This is a genomic window from Entomomonas asaccharolytica, from assembly GCF_016653615.1.
GTDB lineage: Bacteria > Pseudomonadota > Gammaproteobacteria > Pseudomonadales > Pseudomonadaceae > Entomomonas > Entomomonas asaccharolytica.
Window position 1 is genome coordinate 166017 of record NZ_CP067393.1, and the last position, 16277, is coordinate 182293.

At 36.8% G+C, this 16277-nt stretch carries 16 protein-coding genes; 9 read left to right on the forward strand and 7 right to left on the reverse strand.

Features of this window, described 5'->3' with window-relative positions:
* Window positions 1–15: 15 nt before the first annotated feature.
* Both JHT90_RS00780 and JHT90_RS00785 read right to left on the reverse strand, forming a co-directional pair.
* Entirely contained in the window at window positions 16–879 is an 864-nt protein-coding gene (locus JHT90_RS00780; protein WP_201092924.1) for a YicC/YloC family endoribonuclease, read from the reverse strand.
* A 44-nt stretch (window positions 880–923) separates the two neighbouring features.
* Complete coding sequence (locus JHT90_RS00785; protein ID WP_201092926.1) at window positions 924–2348, reverse strand: aminotransferase-like domain-containing protein; 1425 nt, start codon at window positions 2346–2348, stop codon at window positions 924–926.
* A gap of 186 nt (window positions 2349–2534) precedes the next feature.
* On the opposite strand from JHT90_RS00785, the gene pdxS reads away from it, so the two are divergent.
* Window positions 2535–3383, forward strand: coding sequence for a pyridoxal 5'-phosphate synthase lyase subunit PdxS (gene pdxS, locus JHT90_RS00790; protein WP_201095702.1), 849 nt, complete (start codon window positions 2535–2537; stop codon window positions 3381–3383).
* Window position 3384: 1 nt separating this feature from the next.
* Window positions 3385–3954 (forward strand): pyridoxal 5'-phosphate synthase glutaminase subunit PdxT, encoded by a 570-nt coding sequence (gene pdxT, locus JHT90_RS00795; RefSeq protein ID WP_201092934.1) that lies wholly within the window; start codon window positions 3385–3387, stop codon window positions 3952–3954.
* Between the two features lie 30 nt (window positions 3955–3984).
* Here pdxT and JHT90_RS00800 read toward each other — a convergent pair whose 3' ends face one another.
* Window positions 3985–4455, reverse strand: a complete 471-nt coding sequence (locus JHT90_RS00800) for a sn-glycerol-3-phosphate transporter (RefSeq protein WP_201092937.1) — start codon at window positions 4453–4455, stop codon at window positions 3985–3987.
* A gap of 216 nt (window positions 4456–4671) precedes the next feature.
* On the opposite strand from JHT90_RS00800, the gene JHT90_RS00805 reads away from it, so the two are divergent.
* Genes JHT90_RS00805 through phnX form a run of 5 tightly spaced genes read left to right on the forward strand, consistent with a single transcriptional unit; the run spans window position 4672 to window position 10515 of the window.
* A complete protein-coding gene (locus JHT90_RS00805; protein ID WP_201095704.1) occupies window positions 4672–5700 on the forward strand; it encodes a putative 2-aminoethylphosphonate ABC transporter substrate-binding protein in 1029 nt (342 codons plus the stop codon).
* Window positions 5701–5722: 22 nt separating this feature from the next.
* Entirely contained in the window at window positions 5723–6811 is a 1089-nt protein-coding gene (locus JHT90_RS00810; protein ID WP_201092939.1) for a putative 2-aminoethylphosphonate ABC transporter ATP-binding protein, read from the forward strand.
* The gene (locus JHT90_RS00815; RefSeq protein WP_201092941.1) at window positions 6808–8535 is read left to right on the forward strand and encodes a putative 2-aminoethylphosphonate ABC transporter permease subunit; all 1728 of its coding nucleotides are present in this window, start codon (window positions 6808–6810) and stop codon (window positions 8533–8535) included. Before JHT90_RS00810 ends, JHT90_RS00815 begins: the two co-directional genes overlap by 4 nt.
* Window positions 8536–8565: 30 nt before the next feature.
* A complete protein-coding gene (locus JHT90_RS00820) occupies window positions 8566–9672 on the forward strand; it encodes a 2-aminoethylphosphonate--pyruvate transaminase (RefSeq protein ID WP_201092943.1) in 1107 nt (368 codons plus the stop codon).
* 27 nt (window positions 9673–9699) lie between these two features.
* A complete protein-coding gene (gene phnX, locus JHT90_RS00825; protein WP_201092945.1) occupies window positions 9700–10515 on the forward strand; it encodes a phosphonoacetaldehyde hydrolase in 816 nt (271 codons plus the stop codon).
* A 171-nt stretch (window positions 10516–10686) separates the two neighbouring features.
* Here phnX and JHT90_RS00830 read toward each other — a convergent pair whose 3' ends face one another.
* The 4 genes from JHT90_RS00830 to JHT90_RS00845 form a co-directional block, all read right to left on the reverse strand.
* Window positions 10687–11622, reverse strand: a complete 936-nt coding sequence (locus JHT90_RS00830; protein WP_201095706.1) for an aspartyl/asparaginyl beta-hydroxylase domain-containing protein — start codon at window positions 11620–11622, stop codon at window positions 10687–10689.
* Between the two features lie 154 nt (window positions 11623–11776).
* Window positions 11777–12574, reverse strand: a complete 798-nt coding sequence (locus tag JHT90_RS00835; protein ID WP_201092947.1) for an N-acetylmuramoyl-L-alanine amidase — start codon at window positions 12572–12574, stop codon at window positions 11777–11779.
* Window positions 12575–12614: 40 nt separating this feature from the next.
* Complete coding sequence (locus JHT90_RS00840) at window positions 12615–13424, reverse strand: endonuclease/exonuclease/phosphatase family protein (protein ID WP_236254132.1); 810 nt, start codon at window positions 13422–13424, stop codon at window positions 12615–12617.
* A 111-nt stretch (window positions 13425–13535) separates the two neighbouring features.
* Window positions 13536–14240, reverse strand: a complete 705-nt coding sequence (locus tag JHT90_RS00845) for a thiol:disulfide interchange protein DsbA/DsbL (RefSeq protein ID WP_201092951.1) — start codon at window positions 14238–14240, stop codon at window positions 13536–13538.
* A gap of 211 nt (window positions 14241–14451) precedes the next feature.
* On the opposite strand from JHT90_RS00845, the gene yihA reads away from it, so the two are divergent.
* Complete coding sequence (gene yihA / locus JHT90_RS00850; protein WP_201092953.1) at window positions 14452–15069, forward strand: ribosome biogenesis GTP-binding protein YihA/YsxC; 618 nt, start codon at window positions 14452–14454, stop codon at window positions 15067–15069.
* Between the two features lie 247 nt (window positions 15070–15316).
* Complete coding sequence (gene cyoA / locus JHT90_RS00855; protein WP_201092955.1) at window positions 15317–16276, forward strand: ubiquinol oxidase subunit II; 960 nt, start codon at window positions 15317–15319, stop codon at window positions 16274–16276.
* Window position 16277: the final 1 nt, after the last annotated feature.

Consider the following 16277-nt stretch of genomic DNA (forward strand, 5'->3'; position numbering starts at 1 on the left):
TTTAGCTGATTATTACTATTCAATATTTTGCACTTGTTCTCGCATTTGTTCGATAAGTACTTTTATATTTACTGCAGCTTGGGTTGTGCGTGTATCGTAGGCTTTTGAACCTAGTGTGTTGGCTTCACGGTTTAGTTCTTGCATTAAAAAGTCTAAGCGACGGCCACAAGGTTCTTTGCTATTAAAGGTATGACGTACTTCTGTTAGGTGGGTTTGTAGGCGATCTAGCTCTTCGGCTACATCTGATTTTTGTGCAAGTAATACCAGTTCTTGTTCCAAGCGTTGATTATCGATTTCCGTTTGTAGTTCTTGGCAGCGAGTTAATATTTTTTGGCGTTGATTATCAAGCATTTCTGGAATAATTGGGCGAAGCTTATTAACTTCGTTATCAATATTGGTTAATCGATCATCTAGTAATTGTTGTAGCTCTTGACCTTCCCTTGCTCTATTTTGTTTTAAGTTTTTGAGTGTTTTAGAAAATAGCTCAATAGCTTGTTGTTGTAATAATTCGTGATTAGCCTGTTCGTTAATTAATACACCTGGCCAAGATAATACAGTAAACGGATTGATTGGTGTGGGATTAATGGTTAGTTCAGAGATTTGCTCAGCAGCCTGAACAAGTTGTTTAGCTCGTTCTGCATCTATTTGTAGAGGATTGTTTTGAGCATTAGGGGAGAATGTAAATATACATTCTACTTTGCCGCGAGAAATTTCTTTTTTTAGAACATCCCTTAATTGCCATTCAAGAACCCGAAAAGTTTCAGATAATTTGAAACTATGTTCTAAATAACGATGATTAACAGAGCGAATTTCCCAACATAAAACCCCTTCATTAATAGATAACTCAAGGCGTGCAAATGCGGTCATACTCTGTAACATAGCTAAGCTCTCCATTATTTTGATATTGTAAAAGGTATATTAAATCACCTTTTAGCTAAGCTTGCTATGTTAAAGTGAGCATAACTAAAACGTAGATGGTAAGGAGTATCTCCAAAATCTGTACCTCTAGCGACAACAATATTTTGTTGTAATAGCTCATCCAGTAAATTATTAAAGTCATAAGTGTTTTTTTGTAAACAATGAGCGTAAAGATGAAAACCGCCTAATGGTGGTTGAAAAGTTAATTTATGTTGATAGTTTTCCGTAAGCCACTGCATTAATTGTTGCGATCTGTTAGCTAATACAGTTTGTAGGTATTGTTGATGTTTACTACTATGTTCTGTTAAGTAGTGTTCAGCAAGTAGTTGTGGCAGAACACTAAGCCCTGCATCTAGTTGTTGCCGAATATCTGCTAATTTATTAACGATAGCTTTGGGGGCAATCATCCAACCTGCGCGAATATTTTTGCCAATGTATTTGGAGAGTGAGCCAATATAGATAACTTGTTGGTGTTTATCTAATTTTTTTAGGGGTGAGGTATCAAGTTGGGGGTTAAAGGATAAAGCACTATAAGCATCGTCTTCGACGATTGGAATACGTTTTTTATAACAGTAGCTAAGTAATTGTTTTTTTCGATTTTCAGACATAACAAAACCAGTGGGGTTTTGGAAAATAGGGTTAAGAAAAATCATTTTTATGGATTGCTGATTAAGTAGTTTTTCTAAACCTTCTAATGTTATACCTTGTTGGTCTGTTGGAATGGCATAAATACGTAAGCCTGCTGCTTGGAATAATGGTAATGAATAAAAGTAGGAGGGCGCTTCAATACCAATAGCATCACCTGGTTTTAATAAGCCTTGAGTAATAAGAAAGATAGCCTGTTGCGCGCCTGAGGTAATTAATATTTGCTCAGAAGCTACCGTCATTTTAAAGCGTTTTTGTAGGTAATCCTTTACAGCTTGGCGAAAAGAAATTAACCCTAAATGTGCAGCTTCTGTACCTTGCTCATGGGTTAGTAATTCTTGCCATGAAAATTCAGGTAAAGAAAGGGTGGGTAGTAAATCGCTAGCTAAGTCACCATTGGCTAAATCTAATATAGGTTGTTGCTGGCTGTGTGCTTTTTGGCGTAGCTGGTTAGCTTGTAGATAGTATGCGTCTTGTCTTTTTTTCGAAAGTATCTCTGGTGTAGCCTGCCAATTGATTAAGGGATAACTTTGTAACCCCCATTTTTGTTCATTCACATAGGTTCCACTACCGATTTTGCGAATAAGAACGCCTCTATCTGTTAATTCATCTAAAGCATGAATAATGGTAGAACGATTGACTTTCAGTAAGGTGCTTAATTGTCGTTCAGAAGGTAACCGCTCCCCAGATTGCAATTGGCCATTTTCAATAGCTTGTTCAATATGATTAACAATCTGTTTGTAAATAGGTTGTTTGATTGCTGGATTATTGTTTAATGCCCACATAGGCTTACTCGATCATAAGAATTGGCTAAGGATATTATAGATAAATTGGATGGTATAAATACAGTCCAATTGGATGTTTTTTATTTTATGGAAAAGTTTATTCTGAACACTCTAAAAATTAGTTAAATAACAGGAGTGCTGAGAGTGACAACTAAAATTGTAGGTTCAGAAACAGTTAAACGTGGTATGGCGCAAATGCAAAAAGGCGGTGTAATCATGGATGTGATTAATGCTGAGCAAGCAAAAATTGCTGAGGCAGCAGGTGCTGTAGCAGTAATGGCATTGGAGCGTGTACCTTCGGATATCCGTGCTGCTGGCGGTGTGGCAAGAATGGCTGATCCTACCATTGTTGAAGAGGTAATGAAGGCTGTGACCATTCCTGTGATGGCGAAAGCGCGTATTGGTCATATAGCAGAGGCTCGTATTTTAGAAGCGATGGGCGTTGACTATATTGATGAAAGTGAAGTGTTAACGCCTGCCGATGAACAATATCATTTATTGAAAAGTGACTATACGGTACCCTTTGTATGTGGCTGTCGTGATTTAGGAGAAGCCTTACGCCGTATAGGTGAAGGAGCGTCTATGCTTCGTACTAAGGGCGAGCCAGGAACGGGCAATATTGTTGAAGCTGTGCGTCATATTCGTAAAGTAAATGAACAAATTCGTATTTTGGCAAACAAGTGTGATGATGAACTGATGACCTTTGCTAAAGATATAGGCGCACCTTATGAACTAGTAAAAGAAGTAAAAAAACTAGGTAAATTACCTGTGGTTAACTTTGCAGCAGGTGGGGTGGCTACTCCAGCAGATGCGGCGTTAATGATGAGCTTGGGAGCAGACGGTGTATTTGTAGGTTCTGGTATTTTTAAATCAGATAATCCAGAGAAGTTTGCTAAAGCTATTGTGCAAGCCACTACCAATTATCAAGATTATAAGCTATTAGCTGAACTCTCTAAAGGTTTAGGTACACCAATGAAAGGTATTGAGATCTCTAGGCTTTCTGATGCAGAGCGGATGCAAGATAGAGGTTGGTAGGATGAAAACCGTTGGTGTTTTAGCACTACAAGGTGCAATTGCTGAACACTTGCAAATGCTTGAGCAGTTGCAAGTAAAAGGTGTACCCGTTAAACATGTTGATGATTTAGCAAATATTGATGGTTTGATTATTCCTGGTGGTGAGTCTACGGCTATTAGTCGTTTAATTCAGCAACATGGCTTATATGAAAAGATTCAGCAATTTGCTAAACAATATCCTGTGATGGGAACCTGTGCTGGGCTAATTTTATGTGGCAAAAATATCGTTAATTCAGATGGCAAGGTTATGCCTTTGGGATTAATAGATATTACTGTGGAGCGTAATGGTTTTGGTAGACAAGTAGATAGTTTTGAAGCGGTCTTGTCTGTTAAGGGTATTGTTGAAACAATTCCTGCTGTATTTATTCGAGCGCCATTTATTCAGGCAGTTGGTGAGGGAGTCAAAGTGCTTGCTACAGTTGAAGATAAGATTGTGATGGCGGAGCAGGGTAATATTTTGGTGATGGCTTTTCATCCTGAACTCACCAAGGATACTCAAATAGTTGAGTATTTTATTAGAAAAATTGGTTAATAAATTTTGGGCTGCTTTGGCAGCCTTTTTTTAAAGTTTAAAACCAACATTAACCATCATTGCATTAAAGCCTAATAAAAGAACTTCGGTACTAAATCTATCTACTTGAATGCCAATAGACGGAATAATAGCAGGGGCTATTCCCGTGCCATTCATGGGTATTTTATGTTGATATTTGCCATGATAACCATGAATTAAACCACCTGAGATACGTGCATAAAAAGGGGTGTCTTCTAATTCAAACCGTTTACCTGCGTAGGCATAGACAGAGCGTTGTCTAAATGAATTACGAAAAGTCGCTCCGCCAAAAAACCAGCCAGAAGAAAGGTTGTAATCAATCCCTATTAGCTCTTGGTGATTATTATGTTCAGGGTTTGGGTGAAAATGTTTAGTATAGACGCTTGTTTGAAATTGCCAAAAGTCCTTGCGCTCATTCTCTGCAAAACTTATTTGTGTGGTGACTACTAAAATCAACAATACTATTGAACGTAAACTTAACATTAAATAAAACTACCTATTTAAATACTACGTGTTCAGTTTAAGTTGAAACCTATTAAATAACCTTAACCAATCATGACTAGCTACAAATATATATAACTAAACTGTTTAAAATTATTTAAAGAATGTCTTAAAGAAATATTTATATTGTCATAAAAATGACACATGAGCTTTCTATACTCTATTTAAGTTAATTGATAAATAGGTATTTAAATGAGTTTGTGGAAATCAATAATTGTAACTAGTCTAGGGTTAGTATTTTCTGTACAAGCATTAGCAGAAAAGGGGCAGTTAACTGTTTATACTGCATTAGAAACGGATCAAATTAAGATGTATCAACGAGCTTTTAATAAAGCTCATCCACAAATTCAATTACGCATAGTACGTGACTCAACAGGTGTTATTGTTTCTAAATTATTGGCTGAAAAAAATAATCCTAAAGCTGATGTGGTTTGGGGAGTAGCGATTACTGGTTTAGGTGTATTGAAGCAACAGGGCATGTTAGAGGCTTATGCTCCCTCTAATTTATCTAATATTAAGGCTGATTATCGTGATAGTGAGAACCCACCTTATTGGTGGGGGTTGGATGTTACGGGAGCGGTGCTTTGTTTTAATACAGTGGAAGCTAAAAAACGAAATATTCCTAAGCCTGAAAGCTGGCAAGACTTATTAAAACCAATTTATCAAGGACAGATTGTAATGCCTGATCCTACTTCATCAGGTACAGGTTATTTTGATGTGATTAGTTGGTTGCAGATGTGGGGTGATGAACAAGGTAAGGGCGGTGGCTGGCAGTTTATGGATGGATTGCACAAGAATATGGCACAGTATACTCATTCTGGTTCTAAACCTTGCAATATGGCAGCAACGGGTGAGTATGTAATAGGTATCTCTTTTGAGTATCGTGGCCATACCAATAAAGCTAAAGGTGCACCTATTGATTTAGTTTTCCCTAAAGAAGGATTAGGTTGGGATGTTGAAGCCTTTGCCATCCACAAAGGAACAAAGAACTTAGCAGCGGCAAAAACATTAGCAGATTGGGCTTCTAGCACAGAGGCAATGAAGCTATATGGTAAAAGCTTTGCAATTACGGGACAGCCTAATGTTGCCCCTAAGTTAGCCAATATTCCTGATGATTATGAGCAACGTTTAATTAAGATGGATTTTGATTATGCAGCTAAGCAGCGTGATGTGATTTTAAAAGAGTGGAGTTCACGTTATGCCAATAAGTCAGAGCCTAAGAAGTAGAAATCTGAAGGAAATGCAATTAATGAATAATTCCTATTTAAGGTTAGATCATATCTGTAAGCAGTTTGGCAAGTTTATTGCGCTTAATGACATTAATCTTACCATTAAACAAGGCGAGCTAATATGTTTTTTAGGCCCTTCAGGTTGTGGAAAAACTACTCTATTAAGAATTATTGCAGGTTTGGAGCAGCAGTCATCAGGGACGATTATCCAACGAGGAAAAGACATAAGCTATCTACCACCAGCAGAGCGTGATTACGGTATTGTATTTCAGTCTTATGCACTATTTCCTAACTTAACCATTGCAGAAAACATTGCTTATGGTTTAGTTAATCGTAAACAGTCAAAAATAGCCATTAAACAGCGAGTGGATGAGCTATTGGTTTTGATAGGTTTAGCTGATAGTGGTAATAAATACCCTGCTCAGTTGTCTGGTGGACAACAACAAAGAATTGCATTAGCTAGAGCGTTAGCAACAGCACCTAATTTATTGTTGTTAGATGAACCATTGTCTGCTTTAGATGCTACAGTTCGCGTGCATTTACGTAACGAAATTTGTAGTCTACAAAAACAATTAGGCTTAACTACTATTATGGTAACCCATGATCAAGAAGAAGCCTTATCTATTGCGGATCGAGTAGTGGTGATGAACCATGGCATTATTGAGCAGGTTGGAACACCCTTAGAGGTTTATAGTCATCCCGTCTCTCCTTTTGTAGCTAATTTTGTGGGGAAGATAAATTGTTTAGATGCGATTGCTGAGGGTAATCAATGGTTTCGTTGTGGTGATTTGCGCTTAAAGTGTGAGCAACCCCATCATACCGCCTTTACCCAAGGTGATAAGGTTAAACTCTATTTGCGTCCTGAAGATAGAGTGGTTGAGCAATTACCAGTTAATGATATAAACAACTGTACAGGCATTATAAAAAATATCGAATTTCTTGGCGGTAAATGTTTAGCTGAATTGCAAGTTGATCGTTTAGCTAACCAATCACTGCAACTGCAATTTTCATTGAATCAAATGTATGACCTTAATGTACAGCACGGGGCTAATTTGCAGTTTGCTATCCGTCCTGAACGCGTCAATGTTTTTCCAGTGAAAGAGTTATGATGCAGACAGAGTTATCAATAGCCAGTAAACAATCAATTAGTAGTCATTGGTTAAAGTGTTTCAAAGGTAATCAATGGTTAATTTTAACCGTATTACTGGTAGTGTTATTTTTATTATTAATATTTTTAGCTGCACCGCTTGTAGCAATTATTGGCCAGATTTACACGGAAGATCGTGTAAATAGTTCAGGCTGGGCAGCGGTTAGTAGCTACCTTAGTTCTGCTAGTTTATTAAAAAGTTTAGCTAATAGTTTATTAGTATCTACATTAGTCACACTCATTGTTATTCCATTAGCTTTTACTTTTGCTTATGCTTTAACAAGAAGTTGTATGCGTTTTAAAGGAGTGATGCGCAGCATTACATTACTACCTTTATTAGCCCCTTCATTATTAGCTGCTATTTCGTTAATTTATTGGTTTGGTAATCAGGGAATTGCTAAATCATTCTGGCAATTGTTAGGCTTTGAAAGTGTTTATGGGGCATCAGGTATTGTACTTGCCGAGTGCTTTGCTATTTTCCCCCATGTATTGATGATTATAGTTACTTCTTTATCTCTTGCTGATGGTCGCTTATATGAAGCAGCCGAAGCAATGGGAACATCAACTCTTCGCAAGTTTTTTACCGTGACTTTGCCAAGTGCTAAATATGGGGTTATTTCTGCCTCGTTAGTGTCTTTTACTTTAGTGATGACAGATTTTGGTGTGCCTAAAATTGTCGGTGGTGATTTTGATGTATTAGCTACTGATATTTTTCGTTTAATCATTGGTCAACAAGATTTTCAGCAAGGGGCGGTAGTCGCTTTATTATTGTTATTGCCTGCATTGCTTACCTTTGTTGTGGATTACTTTATTAGGCGTAAACAAACAGCTTCATTAAGTGCACGAGCAGTAACATTAGTAACAAAACCTAAGCGTAATTTTGATATTGCTATGACAATATATTGTGTTGTGATTTGTGGCTTGATGTTGGCTATGTTCTTTATGGCAGTATATGCCTCTTTTGTTAGTTTTTGGCCATATAACCTTAATTTAAGTTTATTAAATTATCAATCTGCATTAATAGATTCTGAATTAGGTGGAGCAATTATTAATAGCTTAATCTTAGCATTAGGTACTACTTTGATTGGTACAACAGTAGTTTTCTTGGGTGCTTATATGCTTGAGAAAACCAAAGGCTTTGATTTTTTAAGACCATTGATTCGTTTGTTAGTGATGTTACCAATGGCTGTACCAGGTTTAGTATTGGGCTTGGGGTATATCTTCTTTTTTAATGCGCCTAGTAATCCCTTAAATGGTTTATACCAAACCATGATTTTATTAATTATTTGTACGGTTATCCATTTTTACACCACCAGTCATATGACTATGGTTACTGCTCTAAAAGCGATTGATTGGGAATTTGAAGCGGTATCTGCTTCTCTTAAAGTGCCTTTCTATAAAACCATGTGGCGAGTAACTTTACCCATTTGTTTACCTAGTTTATTAGATATTTCCCGTTACTTTTTTATAAATGCAATGACTACTATTTCAGCAGTTATTTTTTTGTATTCGCCAGAAACCCAATTAGCTTCAGTGGCTATTTTGAATTTAGATGATGCGGGCGATATGGGTGGTGCGACCGCTATGGCAGTAATGATTACCGCTATTTCAATTTTGGTAACAGGGGTTTATCTGTTGCTTGGAAAGCTTTTGCATAAACGAACACAGCGTTGGCGGAATAGCTAATATTGATAATAAGTACTTTTTGGAAATAAGATGGATAGAGATAATATTCTTTTAACCCCTGGCCCTTTGACTACAACACTACGCACTAAGTTAGCGATGCTGAAAGATTGGGGGTCTTGGGATACAGATTTTAATGCCCTAACGGCTAAATTACGCCAGCAATTATTAGAGGTTATTGATGGTCAACAAGATTATGTAGTTGTGCCATTACAGGGTAGTGGTACATTTGCTGTGGAAGCAGCCATTGCCACGATAGTTCCTAAAAAAGGACATCTTCTAGTGCTGGATAATGGCGCGTACTGTAAACGTATGGCTAAATTAGCCACAATGATGGGGCGTCAAACTACTGTGTTATCCCACCCAGAAGATGAGCCTATTAGTATTGCTGCTGTTGAACAAGCAGTGATTGCTGATTCGAGTATTACCAATATCGGTTTGATTCATTGTGAAACAGGTACAGGTATTGTTAATCCTTTAGCAGCGGTAAGTGATCTTTGCCAGCGTTTAGGACTTGGTCTCATTGTAGATGCAATGAGTTCCTTTGGTGCTTTACCAATTAGTGCAAATGACATTGTATTTGATGCACTTATTTCTGCCAGTGGTAAATGTTTAGAGGGTGTGCCTGGTATGGGGTTTGTGTTTATTCGCAAAGCTATATTAGATAGCTGTGAAGGGAATAGTCACTCATTGGCAATGGATTTGTATGATCAGTATATTTATATGGAGCGAACAGGGCAGTGGCGTTTTACTCCGCCAACCCATGTAGTAGCTGCATTAGCAGAGGCTATGAAGCAATTTATTGAAGAAGGTGGACAGCCTGCAAGACTGGCACGTTATAACAATAATTGCCAAGTGCTATTAGACGGTTTAGCTACGCTAGGCTTTAAACCTTTTTTAAAGCCAGAATATATTTCACCCATCATTATTACTTTTTTAGCACCACAAGATAGTCATTACGATTTTAAGCAGTTTTATAGCCTTGTAAAAGCAGCTGGATTTATGTTGTATCCTGGTAAGTTAACAGCGATAGAAACATTCCGTGTAGGTTGTATTGGAGCGATTGGTGAAAAAGAAATGCGTCAGGTTATCAGTGCTATGCATTTTTGTATGCAACAGATGAATATTGAAATTAACTAACTATTTTAAAAGATAAGAGATTAAACGATGACACAACCTCAACACCTGTTAACAGCCGTTGTATTTGATTGGGCTGGTACCATGATTGATTTTGGTTCTTGTGCACCAATGGGTGCCTTTGTAAAGCTGTTTGAAAAATTTAATATTCAATTATCTATAGAACAAGCACGTGGCCCTATGGGTATGGCCAAGTTAGAGCATATAAAAGCATTGTTAGCTCTCCCAGAGATTAGTCAACAATGGTTACAGCAGTATGGAGCAAAACCGACCAGTACAGATGCAGAGCATTTGTATGAAGTATTTACGCCTATGAATGCTGAGGTAGTAGGCGATTTTGCAGATTTTATACCAGGTGCTATTGAGCTAGTGAATACCTTGCGTGACTGGAATATTAAAATTGGATCAACTACAGGTTATAACAGACCTATTATGGAGAAATTATTGCCCATTGCTGCAAAGGCAGGTTATAGCCCAGATAATTTAGTGTGTGCCGGTGATTTATGTGCAGGTAGACCTTCACCCTTGATGATGTATCAAACGTTTGCTGATTTAGGGGTATGGCACCCTTATACAGTGGTTAAAGTTGATGATACAGGGGTTGGTATAGAAGAAGGCTTAAACGCAGGTACATGGACAGTGGCGGTAGCTATTAGTGGTAATGAAGTAGGGCTTAGTTTACAAGAATGGCAAGCGTTAGACTCGAAAGAACAAAATAAATTACGTCAACAAGCTATGGCAAAAATGCAAGCGACAGGCGCGCATTATGTTATTGATACAGTAGCAGATTTATTACCTGTGTTAGTGGATATTGAGAATAGGTTAAGATTAGGTGAAAGACCTTAATATAGCTATTGATCTACATTTTTATACGTCGTTGAATGAGTTCGCCGTATTAGTTGTACTGTCTTCAGCCATTCGCCTTGTCTAAAATTGTATAACAACAGCTATAGTATAAGGTAAAAAGCCAATGTAGCTTACATTAGCTTTTTAAAACAGACAGCTATCGCTAATAAATTAGAATACCCATTTTAGAATTAGCAATATAATTAATAGGATAGCAACCACTCTTAATATGTTATAGGCAGTGCGGGATTTACGCTTTAATGCTTTAATCGGGGTGCTAAAAAATTTTGAGAAATTAATAAATCCACGATAAGCGCGGTTAGCAAAGCCTGCATGTTCACCATCAATATTTTGAGGTTGAGTTAAATAAGCGAGCACATTGCTTACCCATTGATTAATGGTATACATAGGTTGTTTTAGTGGGCGATCAAGATCACAGAAGAAGATTAAGCGATAGTCATCGGTATCGTTGATTACATAGTGAATATAGGTTTCATCAAAAATAAAGTCTTCACCATCGTACCAAGCTTGCGGTTGTTCATCCACATAGATTGCACACTTTTCAGAGTTTGGTGTTGATAAACCTAAATGATAACGTAACGTTCCTGCAAAGGGATCACGATGGGGATTAAGGTGACTACGAGCAGGTAAACGAGTGAATAAGGCACTTTTGATTAAAGGTACTTGTCTGACTAGCTCTAAGGTTTTTGGACATAAATTTTCTGCAGAGGGTAAGGTGTCTCTGTTCCATGTTAAATAGAAACGTTTCCAACCTCTTTTAAAGAAAGAGCCAAAGCCAGCTTCATTACCACCAATAGCTGCACGAATATAGCCTTCATCAAATAATCTTTCACCTTCTTCTTTGATAATTTGCCAATTCTCTTTAATTAAATCCATTTCTTTAAAGTCTTCTCTGTCATAGTAAGGTTGAGACTTTTGTTTGGAGAAGATATACATTAAGGCATTATAGGGTGCAAATAATGCAGAGTAGTTAAAAAATTGCCTTAACAGCGGGATACGGCGAGAGCGTCCATGGAAATATACATACAGTACACCCCAAATAAAAAAAGCTACGATTAATATTTTAATTAATGTAGATATGGTAATAGTAATAGTCATATTGGCTAACCTTTATAAATGGTTCAACATTTTGACAGCTATTTAACTTTAAATTCACACTACGAAAGTTGAATAAAAAAACGCTCATTAATATAGCACGGATGATTTTTAAATAAACCTATATTATGGAATAACAATGGATTTATTTAGGTGTGGTGAAATCTTTTCTTGCGACAACTACGAGTAAAGCAGCCGTTTTACTATCGACTACCCCTGTAACATTTTCGGGTTGATAACGCATTTGAAAGGCTTTAATAACTTTTACTGTTGGTTTATCTAATAATCCAGTTTGGGGTACAGCATAGCCGATAATAGCAAGTTTTTCTTGTACCCAGCCTGTATCAGGTAATTTTTGTTGGTCAAAAACAGCTTTTTGAGCAGCAACAGCCTGTTCGTTTGGCCATACTGCTAAACCTTCTTTAGCTAAACGTCGCCAAGGAAATAGAGGGCCTGGATCGGTTTTGCGTAAAGGTGCAACATCACTATGACCTAAAATATTTTCCGCTGATAACTTGTAACGAGCTTTGATGTCTTTTAATAATAGAATCAGTGATTGTATTTGTGCTTCTGAGTAGGGATGCCATTTGATATTGCCATGTGCTTCTTCCGTAAATCCCTCATTGACTATTTCAATACCTATAGAGCTACTATTTAAAAAGGTTCTGCCTTGCCATTCACTTAGTCCAGCATGCCATGCTCTGTTTTTTTCATCTACCAATTGGTAAATAGTACCTTTTTGATCTTCAATAAGGTAATGACTGCTTACGGGTTCTTTGGTTAATAAATAAAGAGAGCGATTAAAATCAGTGGCGGTGTAGTGTAAAACCACATATTGCACACGACTATCTTGCCCAACAGCTTGGTAGTCTTTATTAATTTTTAAGCCGCTTTGACAAGCAGTCAATAAAATAAGGCAAAAACACAGAAATAGTTTTTTCATTAAAAGCAATTCCATATTCCAGTAAGGAATAATAGTAATTTTATGATTTATTATAAAAACGATTGATATTAGCTAGTATAGCATCAGGTAAACGAATATCGACTTCAATAGGTAAATGGTCGGATATAGGTTGTTGTAAAACATTGACTTGTTCTATTTTTAGTTCGGGGCTTAATAGAATATGATCTAGGCAATGCTTAGGCTTCCAACTAGGATAGGTGGCTTCTGTTTGAGGTAATACAAGATTAAGATTTTTTAATGCAGTATCTTCTAATAACTCCACTGTTCCTGCATTCATATCGCCCATTAAGATATGGTATTTATAAGGAGCAATCATATTATAAATATATTCTAGTTGTTCTTTACGTGTTTTCCTACGTAAAGCTAGATGCATAGCTACAACGACTAGGGCGTCTTCCCCTTCACCAAAGCGAGTAAAAATAGCTCCTCGACCCCGCACCCCGGGCAAAGGATGATCTTCAATAAGTGTTGGCTTGAAACGGCTTAGCATGCCATTGCTATGCTGAGCTAGTTTGCCAAGATTACGATTGGTTTGCTGGTGCCAATAGGGGAATTTAGCTAATTTGGCTAAAAATTCTACTTGATTAATACCACTGGAACGTAAGCTGCCACCATCAACTTCTTGTAAAGCAACTAGATCGTATTTATTGATTAGCTCTGCAATGCGTTGTAGGGTTTTAGCCCGATTTTTATGAGGCAACACATGTTGCCAGCTTCTTGTAAAGTAATGATGAAACTGGCTAGTGTTATTACCCACTTGAATATTAAAAGTTAAGAGTTTCATTATTCCTTGTGGGGGTAGAATAATGGGGCTACTCTCCTTATTAATTTGGGGAGAAAGGTGAGTAGCGACCTCTTTTTTCTTTTTAATATTTATCACAGTAATTATCCATTCTTGCTCATGTTAAAAATGATAACACTGTTTTTTATAAGCAAATACTTATTTAGCAGTAGCTGCTGTTTTTTCTGTAACTGAACTGTCATTAGCTGGCGTTAAAGAAGCACGTTCTTTTTCAATAAGGTAATTAGTTACACGCATTAAATCAGCAGGTTCTGAAACATCATCATTAAAATCAATACGATATTTACCATTAACTATGATGGCAGGAACACCTGAAATACCATATTTATTTAGGATTTTTTTGTCTTTTTCCATTCTTGCTTGAACGCCAAAAGAGTTATAGGTTTCTAAGAATTTCGCTTTATCAACACCGTGTTGAGCCACAAAATCTGCCATATCTTCTGGTGTCAGTAATAAGTTTTTACGCTGACGAATAGATTCAAACACGGCAGAATGTAATTTATCTTCTACTTTTAAGGTATCTAAAGTAATAAATAATTGACCATGAATATTCCAAAGTTTGCTAAATAATGCTGGCATACGTACAAAATGAACATCTGCTGGTAAGTTTTTAGCCCATTTATTAATAATTGGTTCTAAATCATAGCAATGGGGGCAGCCATACCAAAAAACTTCTGTTACCTCGATCTTACTAGGTTCTGAAGTAGGAACAGGGGTTGGTAAAATAGTATATTCTTTACCTGCTTGTGGTTCAGGAAGTGCTAAAACACCAATTTGTGCTTGTGCAACAATACTAAAAAGTGCAGTTAAACTAATAATCCCTGCCATTAACAAACGACGCATATTTCTCTCCATTATAGAGTCAACAACAAACAATTAATTTTAGAGCAGTACAATACCGAATTAAATGGGAATTGCAATAATTAGTTGTACTTGGTTTGTGACAGAGTGTAAATAATCAATCTAATCACGTTCGTTAATATTAGAATATTTAAAGTTTGGTAATGCAAACATTATGATATTATGTTGTTCATTATCGTGTTAAGGTTTTTGTATGTCTGCAAATAAGTTTATGGGGTTGTGTCAAAAAGCTTCTTTTTTAACCAGTGCTGCTAAGGTTGATCAGTGTCCAGCTGATGTGGGTTATGAAGTGGCATTTGCAGGTCGATCAAATGCAGGTAAATCAAGTGCTATTAATGCGTTAACCCATGCTAATCTAGCTAGAACCTCTAAAACACCTGGAAGAACGCAGTTAATTAACTTTTTTACAATTGATAATGAGCGTCGTTTTGTTGATTTACCTGGTTATGGTTATGCTAAAGTACCATTACCCTTAAAAGAGCATTGGCAAAAACATCTTGATGCTTATTTGTCTACCCGAGAAAGTTTAAAGGGCATTGTATTAATGATGGATATCCGTCATCCATTAACAGAGTTTGATAAAATGTTGTTGGATTGGGCTGATGCATCAGAAATGCCTGTACATATTTTGCTCACTAAAGCTGATAAGCTCACTTTTGGAGCAGCAAAAACGGCTCTATTAAAAGTACAACAACAATTAGGCGATTATCAAAATATCTCTGTATCTATTCAACTTTTTTCCTCTATTAAGCGTCAAGGCCTAACTGAGGCATCAACGAAACTGCGACAATGGCTACACTTCGAGCCTTGAATAAATCTGTTACAATTGATTGTGGTAATTTTCCGTTTTGTGTTAGCAAGATGTGTAAATTCAATGTTTGAGTAGTCTCTGCTCAAATAAAACTAAGTGCTTAAAAGCTATTTATTTTTCGTGTAACTGTTATTTATTTATCCAGCACAGTATGTGGTTACAAGGTTTAAAGAATAATAGATATACAAAAAAACAACAGTTTTTAAGTTGAAAATAATGGTAAAGGCTCCTCTAAAGAGGTTGAGAGATGAGAAATCGAAGATATCTGCGTTTGTTTACCATACCACTTCTGCTCTCCTTAGTACTATTAGGTGGGTGTGATGCGGCTTTGTTAAACCCTAAGGGATATATAGGTCATGAAATTAAAACGTTGATTATTATCTCAGTATGCTTAATGCTTATTGTGGTAATTCCAGCGATCTTTATGTCTTTATATTTTCCTTTTAAATACCGTGAAGGTAACAATGCAAAGTACTCTCCTGACTGGGATTTTTCAATGAAAATTGAAACCATGGTTTGGGGTGTACCTATTATTATCATTCTAATATTAGGTAGTTTAACTTATTACTATACTCACAAAGTTGAACCTTCTAATCCACTTCCTGCACATGTTTCTTCTGAGAAACAAATGACAATTCAGGTGGTAGCACTTAAATGGAAATGGTTGTTTATTTATCCAGAACAAGGCATTGCAACAGTTAACCAAGTTGTTTTCCCTGAGAAAACGCCTGTTAAGTTTGCAATCACTTCTGATACAACTATTACTTCTTTCTTCATTCCACAATTAGGTAGTCAAATCTATGCTATGGCTGGTATGGAGACTAAGTTACATTTAATGGCTGATGAGCCAGGTGTATTCCAAGGTACGGCAGCTAACTTTATTGGTTATGGTTATTCGTATATGTTGTTCAAAGCTGTATCAAAAACCAGAGCTGATTTTGATGCATGGGTTGCAGATGTTAAATCTGGTCAAGCAAAAGATCAGGTAACAGGTGACAGTGTTAATGTGAGTTCTTTAACACCAGCAGCATATCAAGCGTTTAGATTGAAAGAAAACAGGGCATCGTTTGAGCCAGTTGCTTTCTATAACTTGACTCCTAGCCAATATGGTAAGGATGGATTATTTGAAGATATTCTTGAATCTTATATTCCAGAACCTAAACCACAGGCAGCTTCTCATCAATCAGCATCTGTTGGAGGTCACTAAT

Bases quoted from the DNA above. Each gene is read 5' to 3' on its own strand.
- JHT90_RS00835 (WP_201092947.1), bottom strand. From the start codon at position 12,574: ATGAAAAAACTATTTCTGTGTTTTTGCCTTATTTTATTGACTGCTTGT.
- JHT90_RS00800 (WP_201092937.1), bottom strand. From the start codon at position 4,455: ATGTTAAGTTTACGTTCAATAGTATTGTTGATTTTAGTAGTCACCACA.
- JHT90_RS00785 (WP_201092926.1), bottom strand. From the start codon at position 2,348: ATGTGGGCATTAAACAATAATCCAGCAATCAAACAACCTATTTACAAA.
- JHT90_RS00810 (WP_201092939.1), top strand. From the start codon at position 5,723: ATGAATAATTCCTATTTAAGGTTAGATCATATCTGTAAGCAGTTTGGC.
- cyoA (WP_201092955.1), top strand. From the start codon at position 15,317: ATGAGAAATCGAAGATATCTGCGTTTGTTTACCATACCACTTCTGCTC.
- phnX (WP_201092945.1), top strand. From the start codon at position 9,700: ATGACACAACCTCAACACCTGTTAACAGCCGTTGTATTTGATTGGGCT.
- JHT90_RS00820 (WP_201092943.1), top strand. From the start codon at position 8,566: ATGGATAGAGATAATATTCTTTTAACCCCTGGCCCTTTGACTACAACA.
- JHT90_RS00780 (WP_201092924.1), bottom strand. From the start codon at position 879: ATGTTACAGAGTATGACCGCATTTGCACGCCTTGAGTTATCTATTAAT.
- JHT90_RS00845 (WP_201092951.1), bottom strand. From the start codon at position 14,240: ATGCGTCGTTTGTTAATGGCAGGGATTATTAGTTTAACTGCACTTTTT.
- JHT90_RS00815 (WP_201092941.1), top strand. From the start codon at position 6,808: ATGATGCAGACAGAGTTATCAATAGCCAGTAAACAATCAATTAGTAGT.
- pdxT (WP_201092934.1), top strand. From the start codon at position 3,385: ATGAAAACCGTTGGTGTTTTAGCACTACAAGGTGCAATTGCTGAACAC.
- pdxS (WP_201095702.1), top strand. From the start codon at position 2,535: ATGGCGCAAATGCAAAAAGGCGGTGTAATCATGGATGTGATTAATGCT.
- yihA (WP_201092953.1), top strand. From the start codon at position 14,452: ATGTCTGCAAATAAGTTTATGGGGTTGTGTCAAAAAGCTTCTTTTTTA.